We start from the raw sequence: 10388 nt of genomic DNA on the forward strand, positions 1-10388 counted from the left end.
TCGAAGGTGGTGAATACGTGCGTAACGCGGTTGCGCGCCCGTTAGTCCGAGTCAGTCTCGATCAGATCGAGCGGGAGGTAGCGGCTTGCATCACTCGACTCCGTGCTGAGCATCCTGAGATCGGGGCACTGCTCTTCGAGTGCACCGGATTTCCGGTTGTCACTGGTGCTCTACGACGTAGCACAAAGCTCCCAATCTATGACATTACGGACCTTTGCAAGTTGACGATTGGCGCAGTTGCCTGACAGGAAGTTAGTATAACACTCTGCTCGGCGGATAGTTTGCGATGAGTGGTGTCGCGGCAACCCCAAAAGGGCAGCTAACTATCTGCACATGCCGGATATTTCGCCAGTCAGCTACATGCGCCATCCCGACGCATCGTCGTTAATATGGCTTGGCCTACTTTTGGTTTCCGACGAAGCTACGTCGTGTGGAGGAATTGCTTTAGAGCGCGGCATGGCCGTCTTCTGTGCCCGATCGACCGTTGGGCAAAAAGACCAGTCCGGATCATAGTGCCTTCAAGATACAGGCGATGCCCCGCCGGTGCATGGGTGCGTGAATGCTGACCGCAGAAAAGTTGGCGCTGCCCCGTTCCCGCGACGAGCCGCGTCCGCTCCACAGCACCACGCCGGCATCCCGCGCCGCCCGGACCTGAGCAAGAGCGATCTCGGGCTTGGTGCGAAAGATAACGTCCTCCGGCACGCCCGCCTTATCCCGCCGCCCCGGGGTCGTTCGCGCCCAGCTTTCCGGCAGATAGAGTTGATAGGCGACCTGGCAACCGACAGACTGACCGCGACTTGGCAGTTGTCCTGCTTGCCGAGTTGGCGCAATACTGCCGCGCCACACCGACCGAATGCTTCCCTTTCTTGGGAAAGCCGGTGTCATCGAAGATCCAAGCGCGTATCGGCCCCTGACGCTCAAGGGCCGGCAGAACGTGCGCCCGCCAGCCCTCGATTGCGAACTCTAACTGAGTTTCAGCTCGCGCCGGAATGAACGTAAGCGCTGCTCCGGCGGCACCTTTCGCGCGTGGATGTAAGGGACGATGTTCGACGCCTTTGAGGGCTTCGACATGACGATTTCAGAGTTTACGCTTAAGTCCAGGGACGAGGAGCCGGTCCGTCGGCTGGAGGTCTTCACTGGTTCGGGTCGGCGGCGTGAGTGGCCGCCGGAGGAGAAGGCCCGGATAGTGGCGGAGACTTACGAGGCGGCGAGACGGTTTGTGCTGTGGCACGCCGGTATGGACTTTCCCCGCAGCAATTGTTCACCTGGCGTCGGCTGCTCGCCGGCTGATGGGGGAGGCAGCGATATCGGAATCCATGTTCGTGCCGGCGCTGGTGGCGGCGGCGCCTCCAAAGCCTGCGGCGAAGCATCGGCCACAGCCAAGGAGCGGGAGCCGGCTCGAGACGCTGGTGATCGAGCTCGAGATCGACGGCATCGCAATGCGGGTGGGTCGTGGGGCGGATTCGAGGACGGTTGCAGCGGTGATCCGTGCGCTGAGGGCAACGTCGTGATCGGGCCAACGGAAGCGGTCAAGGTCATGGTGGCGACGAAGCCGGTCGACTTCCGCAAGGGAGCGGAAGGTCTGGCAGCGCTCGTGCGCGAGGCGATGGGCGCGGATCCGTTCTCGGTCGCGGTCTACGTGTTCCGGGCCAAGCGGGCCGACCCCATCAAGCTCGTCTACTTCGACGGCACGGCGTATGATTGTTCGCCAAGCGGCTGGAGGATGGCAAGTTCTGCTGGCCGGGCATTACCGATGGTGTCGTACGACTGACGGCCGCACAGTTGCAGGCACTCCTGAAGGGCCTCGACTCGCGGTGCACGAGACGCGTGAGTTGCGTGTTCCGACGACGGCGAGCTGACCACCGCATTATTGCCAAATCACTGGAAGATGCTTGAATCCGCTTCGTGACTGACGCGGCCGCTGCCCTACCCGACGATCCTCATGCGCTTCAGGCGATGCTTCTGGCCGCGCGTGCGGAGAATGAGAGGCTCCGCCAAAACACCAAGGAGTTGCAGCGCTATCGCTTCGGGCGAAAGGCGGAGAGCCTGCCTGAGGACCAGCTTCTTCTGGGCCTGGAAGGATGCCGAGCAGGTAGAGGCGGAGGGCTTCGCCAGCGCGGAAGCCGCGGACCCCTCAATGCGTGATGCCAGGGCTCGTAGGCGTTGCGCCAACCACACGGCTACCCGCCCATCTGTCGCGCGTCGAGCAGGTAATCGACATCGCCGAAAAGATCTGTCCGTGCTGCCGAGGCCAGTTGCATGTAATGGGCGAGGACGTCTCCGAGCGTCTCGACATCGTGCCCACCCAGTTCCGGGTGATTGTCACCCGTCGACCGAAGTATGCGTGTCGGGCCTGCGAAGAGGTGGTCGTGCAGGCGCCAGCGCCGGCACGTCTCGTCGAAGGCGGCATTCCTACAGCGGCCACGGTGGCTCATGTTCTGGTGTCGAAGTATGCTGACCACCTTTCCCTATATCGCCAGGCCCAGATCCACGCCCGCCAGGGCGTCAATCTCGACCGTTCTACACTCGCCGACTGGGTGGGCAAGGCAGCTTTCCTGCTTAGCCCTGTGCATGAGCGGCTGTTCGAGCGCTGATGGCATCAGACAAGCTCTTCGCGGACGAGACCACTGCGCCTGTGCTTGATCCGGGCCGGGGGCGGACCAAAACGGGGCAGTTATTCGCCTATCCCCGAGATGACCGACCTTGGGGCGGAATGGACCTACCCGGCGTCGCCTATCTCTACGCTCCGGACCGCAAGGCTGAACAGCCGATCCGGCATCTTCAGTGGGCAGATTACACCGGATCGCTTCCGGCGCTGGGGCGCATCGATCGGACCGCAGACCGAAGGGCTCATCACCGCCATCCTCGCCAGCCGGCCGCATCCTGAGCAGAGCTTCAGAACATGTCTGGGTATCCTGCGCCCTTATCGCGACATCAGCCGCGAGCGCGCCGAGACCGTTTCGGCGCGCGCCGTCGAGATCGGCGGACTGACCTGCAAGACGATCGCCTCGCTCGTCTACACCCAAAAGCGCGCGGGGCAGTCCACCGAACGCGCCGCCGTCATGGAGCACGCCAATCTGCGCGGCCCCGGTTACTTTCATTGAGAGAGACAACGAACGATGCTGATCAATCCCTCAATCGATATGCTGCGCAAGCTCGGCCTAACAGGCATGGCCAGCGCCTATCAGGAACTCCGAGATGCAAACGGAAGCCAGAAGCCTCGAACATGGCGAATGGCTCGCGCTGCTTCTCGAGCGCGAGGCGACCACGCGCCGCCAGAGACGCTTCGAGGCCAGGGCTCGTGCCGCAAAGCTGCGCCATGACGACCAGATCGAGAATGTCGACTTCCGCGCCGCCCGCAGCCTCGATCGCAATCTCTTCCTGAAGCTCGCCGCTTGCGACTGGATCCGGCAGCGCCATAGCCCGCTGTTGATTGGACCCGCCGGCGTCGGAAAGAGCTGGCTTTCCTGCGCCCTCGGACACAAGGCATGCCGCGAGGACCTCTCCGTCGCCTATCATCGCCTCCCCAGGCTGTTCGCAACACTTGGACTGGCGCGCGGCGACGGCCGCTATCCGAAGGTCCTCAAGGCCTTGGCCAGGACCGATCTGCTCATCCTCGACGACTGGGGCCGGAGAAGCTCATTGACGACCAGCGTCGCGACCTCTTGGAAATCATCGAGGATCGGTACGAGATGCGATCGACGATCGTCACCAGCCAGGTGCCCGTGGACCATTGGTACTCGCCGACGCCGTATTGGACCGGCTTGTTCACAATGCCTATCGCATCGAACTCAGCGGCGAGAGCATGCGAAAACAGAAAGCCGTGACCGCCAATCAAACGATCCTGGCTTGACGCACACAACCGGTTCAGGTCAAAAACCTGCACGACCCAGGAGCACACTAACTGCCCGGCTTCAAATCGGAATCGTGTCCGGCATGAAATCGGAATACCTGTCCGGCTCCAGATTGGAATAGCCGTCCGGCATCACCGGACTACGCAGCATGGATTCCGGCGCGCGGGATCGGGTGCTGGTATGGCGCCGATTGACCATGGTGTTTGCGGAACATCCCACTCGCATAGCCTATGTATGTCGACACCAGCGCCTGGGTAACGTCCTCAACTTGGATTTCCCGCCGTTCGAGAAAATCGAGGAATCTGCGAGCGCACCTGCGGTAGTTACTGATCGCCTTCGCGTGATAGCGCTGGCCGACTAGTACGGCCTTGAGTTCGGCGATCAGTTCTTCATTTGGATTTCAGCATCATCGACTCCTCTGCTGGTCAAAAGACCGAAGGTCGCCGAGAAATAATGCGGAGCAAAGACCGTACCGAATCCGCGGAATCTCTCGATATTCACGCGTCGACCCCGGGTTCCTTCACATTACCGCCACCTCGCGATTAGTCGGAACCCTGCAGGTCGACGGATACGCGGGCTACAAGGCGCTGGCCGAAGGCAACGCCGTGAGTTTGGCCTTTTGCTGGTCGCACTGCGTCGCCGCTTCTATGAGCTCGCGCAGTCGGGCCCCGCGCCGATCGCGACGGAGGCGCTTGCCCGTATCGTCCAACTCTACCCCGTTGAGAGCGAGATCCGCGGTCGCTCCGCCGACGAACGCCGCGTCCGGCAGGAGAGAAGCCGTCCCGTCATCAATGCCCTTGAGCGGGGGCGATACCCTTGAGTCGTTGCAATAGCCTCTGCGGTACAGGTGTCCATTTGCAATTGATAGCAGCTCCGGGCGTTTGGCCCGACATGATCTAGTTGCATCACGAGCGGCCTTTGAAAAACATATGTTGCAAATTCAGATGGCGTGGGATAACCCTTGCTTGGGATCAGGTGTCGTTCAGGGGGACTTTTCGCATATCCAATTCAGGTGCGGGAATGGGCTCGCGCCAGACCATATTGATCAACGCAAGGGAACGTCCAATGATCAAGCTTATTTCGATTTTCGCGGCTGCAGCATCGCTCGCGGCCGCGTCCTTGGCTCTTCCGGCTTGGGCAAATGCCGGCACCGTACTCGACAAAGTGCTCGCCACAAAGACGCTGAAAGTAGCGGTCGGCACGGACTGGGGGAAATTGTCATTTTTGAACGACAAACACGAGCTTGATGGTTTTGGTGTGGAGGTTTCTAAGCGTATCGCGCAACGTTTAGGCGCGCAGGTCCAGTTCGTTACGCCGAGCTGGGATGTCATAGCCGCCGGCAAATGGGAAGGCCGGTGGGACATGACAATCCAAATGACGCCGACTAACGCACGCGCCGAAAAATTTGACTTCCCGGTCGAGTATTTCTGGGCGCCGACCATCGCGATCGTTCATAAGGATAGCAAGGCGACCAAGCTTTCGGATCTCGACGGCAAGGTAGTCGGTGTTGCGGCAAACACTGACTCAGCGTTTTATGTCAATCACAAACTGACGCCGGATTGGAAGGGTGCTAAACCAATACAATATCAATTCATGCCGGGGGAGGTGAAAACTTATGAGAGCACCAACGTTGCGTTTGACGATCTGCGGCTCGGAGATGGTCTTCGTCTGGATGCGGTCGTCACTGACAAAACGATGGCGCTCGATGCCATTGAGGCCGGCTATCCATTGAAGCTTCTCGGCGGCAACCTCTACTCCTCGCCGGGAGCCATCGCAATAGAGCCTGGCGATAAGGAATTTAGCTCCAGGATCGCCGCCGCCATCAAGGACATGAATGATGACGGTACTCTCTCCAAGCTGTCGACGAAGTGGTACGGGGTCGATTACACCGTCGAGCAATAGGGATTGCAGCGATCTAGGAGTAGGCTTGGGCCGCTTTTTCGACAGCGCGCAGCCATCCTCTGCAGAGCGAATTGAATTCAGAAATTCTTCCACAAGCCATGGTTCATCGCCTCCGATCTTTGTGACCTAAGAGGTGAACTCGGCCGATTTCCAAAGAAGGATTTGAAATGACAAAGATGAAGCGCGACCTGCGTGGCACCCCTGAGTTCCACGAGGCGGAAGAGATCGTCCGGAGACTATTTCAACCGGGCGTAGGGCTTATCGTTGACGCGGTGGAAATTGACGTCTCGTCCGACGGCTTGCGGGCCGTAGTGACCGGGGTTGTCATGGACAACCTGGAGGAGGAACCTGGCAGACGCATCTGCCTTGTCGACCTTCGGGACGGCACGACCAGGCCGCTGACGTTCGGCCCGAATTCCGATCATGGCTGCAAGTTTTCGCCTGACGGCAAGAGCATCGCCTTCCTCTCCGACCGGGCGAATAAAGGAGACTTCCAGCTCTATTTGCTTGACGTGGACGGGCGCGGAGGACGGGCGGCGCCCCGCGTGGATGGATGGATTGAATACCTACACTGGTCGGTGGATGGCAGCCAGATCCTGCTAGGCGTTGCCGGCCACGGCGCAGATGCTTCCGGAGCCCATGGAGCTGTGACGAGCAAACAGAGTGAGGCTACAATACCGCTCTGGATGCCGGATGTTGAAATAGGCGACGAGGAGTTTAGACGCCGCAGCGTCTGGATCTACGATCTGCGCGATGATCGCGTCATGCGGACTCCCACCCCGGATATCAACGTATGGGAGGCGAACTGGTGCGGGCCGGCCTCGGTGGTCGCGGTTACATCTCCAGATGCGGACGAAGGAGCGTGGTACTCTGCCGCCCTTGACCTCATCGACAAGGAGACGGGCCGCACGAGACGGATTTACGAATCTGGCGACCAGATTGGCTGGCCGTCAGCCGATCCCGCCGGCACAAAGATCGCCGTCGTCGAAGCGGTGTGCAGCGATCGTTGGATAGTGGCAGGGGAGTTGCGGATCATCGATGTCCAGACTGGCCAGGTCAAGGGCATCCCGACGAACGGCGCCGACGTAACGCATACCCGTTGGCGTGGTCCGGAGCGGGTATTTCTAGGCGCACATCGAGGATTCGAGACAGTCGTGCTGGAATATGACACCGCCAAGGATAAACTGACAGAGTGCTGGTCAAGTAACGAATTGGCTATTGGACGATTCTTTCCTGCGGCTCCCCTTGGGGAGGGTGTCGGCGATTGTGTGCTGATCGCTGAGAGCTACAAGCATCCGCCCGAAATCGCTGCAATCAAAGATCGGTCATACAGCGTTGTGCGCTCCCTAGCCGGCTCATACTGTGATGAGATTCGAGATCGAATTAACAAGGTGGAGCCACTAAGTTGGCTGGCGCCGGACGGGCTGGAAATTCAGGGCTGGCTGCTTTTACCCAAAGGGAGCTGTCCGTTTCCGCTGGTCATGCATGTCCACGGAGGACCTGTCACGTCTTCACGGCCGCAATGGTTTGGCAAGAGTGGAACCGGCCTCGCCTACCTCATGCTGCTAAAACGCGGCTATGCGATCCTGCTGCCGAATCCGCGGGGCAGCTCCGGCCGTGGATTGGAATATGCGCGTAAAGTTAAGGGCGACATAAACGGGAAAGACACCTACGACCTTTTGTCAGGCCTCGATCATCTTTTGGAGCGCGGCATCGCCGATCCGGTGCGCATCGGCGTCACCGGCACCAGCTACGGTGGAAACATGACCTCATGGCTGATCACCCAGGACCAGCGATTCGCCGCCGCGGTGTCGATCGCGACGCACGCCAATCAGGTGAGCCAGCATCTAGTTTCCAACATACCGGATTTCGACGCACTCTTTCTCGCGGATAAATATGACAACCCCAATAGCCGCTATTTCGAACGTAGCGCGATCATGCATGCCAGCAAGGCCATTACGCCCTGCCTCAACATCGGGGGAGCGCTTGATCGATGCACGCCCCCCAGCCAGACCGTAGAGTTCCATAATGCGCTGCGTGAGCACGGCGTCAAATCGGCGCTAGTAATTTATCCGCAGGAGGGGCATGGCGTGCGCGGGTACCCTGCCAGCATAGATTTAGCAGCGCGCATGATCCGCTGGTTTGAGGAACATATACCCGCCCGGAACACCGACCAACCCGTCGCAATAAAAAGGAGAACTGCTAATGCCTGCCGTGAGATGGACATTCTGTGTGCAGACGCCAGCTCGTACCTGCCGCAATGACGCGTCCTCAGTTACCGAAGAAATACATCGCTTGGAGCCTGCTCACGGCATGGCAGCCCATTGCTAACTTGTTCGCGAGCGCAGCACATCTAACCGGATAGGTGTCGAACTATCGAGGAAGATACTTGGAGTGAAGGGCCATGCCGCCTTGAGCAAAGTTTAAGCGTGTCGGAGTTCATCGATGCCGATGGGATGGTTCCAGCCCTGAAGGCGATAAAATCACCTGAGAAAGCTCTTTGATAGGGCTATGCAGATCGATAGGCTTGCGACGTCTGTGGGGCCAGCGACGTAGGCGCAAGCATCATGCACTATACGCGGGTACACCGGAATTTCCGGGATCGACGTCCCGTAGTCCTTTGGTCACCATGCCAGTAGGTTCCCCCTGCGCCGGGCCACACCAAGATGGGCTGCCAGAGGAATTTCGAACTCGGCGCCTTCCGTCACCGATATTGCTGCGCATTGTCGCGAACGGTATTTTTGGGAGAACCGACCCCTAGATCGCGACGCGTGCACCAAACCTGCCTCGACGGTTTCCTACTAAAGGCATCATCTAGATGCTCAGAGCACTTCCTTCAACTGGACGAAAAGGGCCTCACCGACCAGCCGATTAAGTCCACGGCACGCTGGAGTATACCCTCTGTCTCAGTAGAGCTAGATGAAACGGCGATGACATATCCCATTCGGTCCCGGTAGTCACGTTTCCTGACGATTGGCGTCTTGGGTTCAACATACAATTTGACCTCGGCGACACCTGGCAGAGCAGCCGCCCGATCGCCGCCACTGATCCAATCGAGGATGCCATCGCTATCAGGGACCAGGAACCGTACTGCCGCAGTCTGCGAATGCCTTGTGCGCAAATTCCGTCCGTCGCCGATGACAAGCTGGATGTGTTCGGTGACGAGATCGACACCGGAAGCCAACTGAACCAGTTGAGGTATGCCCCCACCAGCAAGACGCGGATTGACTTCAATGACCACTGGGCCATGCTTCGTCCACCGGAATTCAATCTCCGCTGGCCCCCAGCCAAGGCCGAGAGCTCGCAAACAGCTCAGCGAAATTTCGGCGATACGCTCCTGATTGTGAATGGTCAGCGGGGCCGGAAAGGTGAACTGACGATATACGAAATGCGGTAGAGGGCCAAACTCGCCGGTGCTGATCCCAATTACCTCATTTCCCATTGTTTCAGCGGTATAGTAGGAGCCTTGTGCGAATTCTTCGACCAGTATCCGAGGCGAAGATCGCCATACATGCTTCCCGCCCAACAGATAGGTCGTATGTTCGGTCACTTCATCGAAGTTGCGGCACAATCGGACGCCCATGCTGCCGCTGCCTACGGCTGGCTTAACGATCACCGGCAGGCCGATCTCGGCGGCAGCGCTTTCAACCTCCGTAGCGTCCGCCGCTAAGCGATAAGCAGGTACTGGAACGCCGGCTTCTGCGAGAAGCTGACGTTGAGTGAATTTGTCGCAACATTGTTCAATGGATGCGGGGTTCGGTCCCGGCAGTGCGAAATGCCGGCAGAGCTTGCCAACTGTCGCATAGAACGTATCCCCATCGCTGGTAATCCCAGCAATGTCATAGGTCGCACGTAGCCGGGACAATTCGCGGATCAGCGCATCAAGATTATCTGTATCGACACGGATTGCCTCAATACCTTCCTTCGCAAGATAGTCGTACTGAGCTGGATCAGCCGACAGGGCAATTGGATGAAGACCGAGACGCAGGGCCGCTTTGACGTAAAGCGGCCCATTGTTCCTAGAACCTTCAAGCATGATAAGCGCTCTTCGTGCCATTGGCCTTGACTCCAACGTTGCGGGTTGTGCGGCGGTCCGAGCGTTCATCGGCATTTAGCTATTTCAGCCGTGGCTGACGTCAGTCCTTGTGGTGAACCTACCATTGCCTGCGATTTGCGATCGCAAAGATTCTGCAAATTTACTTGAAGGATCTGTTGCGATGTTTGCTTGTGCGCAGTGCGGCTCGAAGCCCCTGCACCATTTTTGAGGATTGTTGCTCAAGAGACGTCTGTACGACCTGTACAGTCCTAAATTTACTCTGAACCAGAATATCATAAAGCCCGCATGATGAGTAATGCGTCAAGGCTATTTCAGTTGTCCATGTGTGAAGCCTTTTGGGGCTGCTTCATCGGTATTTATGGTCTGAACCGTTTCGCTCGACGGAGCACGTTTCCGTTGCCGTTTCGAACTCATTACGATCGCCCTCTTGTTTGGCTGCACTACTATCCCCCTTGCATTGCGGCAAAGGCTTAGAGGCCGTTTTGAAAATCGGCTTACTGGGGTTTCGTCTGAGGCTGGGTTATGATTCAAGCTGTGGATGTGGACAAAGCGAAGCCGTGGCCGGATGGCCCAGA

Annotated in this window: 3 protein-coding genes and 5 pseudogenes; 6 read left to right on the top strand and 2 right to left on the bottom strand. The window is 58.6% G+C overall.

Annotation, left to right across the window (positions count from 1 at the left end; translation table 11 throughout):
• Positions 1-507: 507 nt before the first annotated feature.
• Positions 508-991 (bottom strand): annotated as a pseudogene (locus NKH89_RS35370) (transposase).
• Positions 992-1537: 546 nt separating this feature from the next.
• Between NKH89_RS35370 and tnpB the strand changes: the two are divergent.
• The 6 genes and pseudogenes from tnpB to NKH89_RS35410 all read left to right on the top strand — a co-directional run bounded on the left by tnpB (position 1538) and on the right by NKH89_RS35410 (position 8020).
• Positions 1538-1896: pseudogene (tnpB, locus tag NKH89_RS35380) on the top strand (IS66 family insertion sequence element accessory protein TnpB).
• A gap of 60 nt (positions 1897-1956) precedes the next feature.
• Positions 1957-2821: pseudogene (gene tnpC, locus NKH89_RS35385) on the top strand (IS66 family transposase); the annotation flags it as partial.
• Positions 2822-3119: 298 nt separating this feature from the next.
• A pseudogene (istB, locus tag NKH89_RS35395) lies at positions 3120-3853 on the top strand (IS21-like element helper ATPase IstB).
• 549 nt (positions 3854-4402) lie between these two features.
• Positions 4403-4656 (top strand): annotated as a pseudogene (locus tag NKH89_RS35400) (IS66 family transposase); the annotation flags it as partial.
• 263 nt (positions 4657-4919) lie between these two features.
• Positions 4920-5756 carry a transporter substrate-binding domain-containing protein gene (locus NKH89_RS35405; RefSeq protein ID WP_352911963.1) on the top strand — a complete coding sequence of 279 codons (837 nt, stop codon included), beginning with the start codon at positions 4920-4922 and terminating at the stop codon, positions 5754-5756.
• Between the two features lie 167 nt (positions 5757-5923).
• Entirely contained in the window at positions 5924-8020 is a 2097-nt protein-coding gene (locus NKH89_RS35410; RefSeq protein WP_352911965.1) for a S9 family peptidase, read from the top strand.
• A gap of 572 nt (positions 8021-8592) precedes the next feature.
• Here NKH89_RS35410 and NKH89_RS35415 read toward each other — a convergent pair.
• Positions 8593-9813, bottom strand: coding sequence for an ATP-grasp domain-containing protein (locus NKH89_RS35415; protein WP_352911967.1), 1221 nt, complete (start codon positions 9811-9813; stop codon positions 8593-8595).
• Positions 9814-10388: the final 575 nt, after the last annotated feature.

Origin of the sequence: Mesorhizobium sp. M0923, assembly GCF_040319365.1 — a bacterium.
GTDB lineage: Bacteria > Pseudomonadota > Alphaproteobacteria > Rhizobiales > Rhizobiaceae > Mesorhizobium.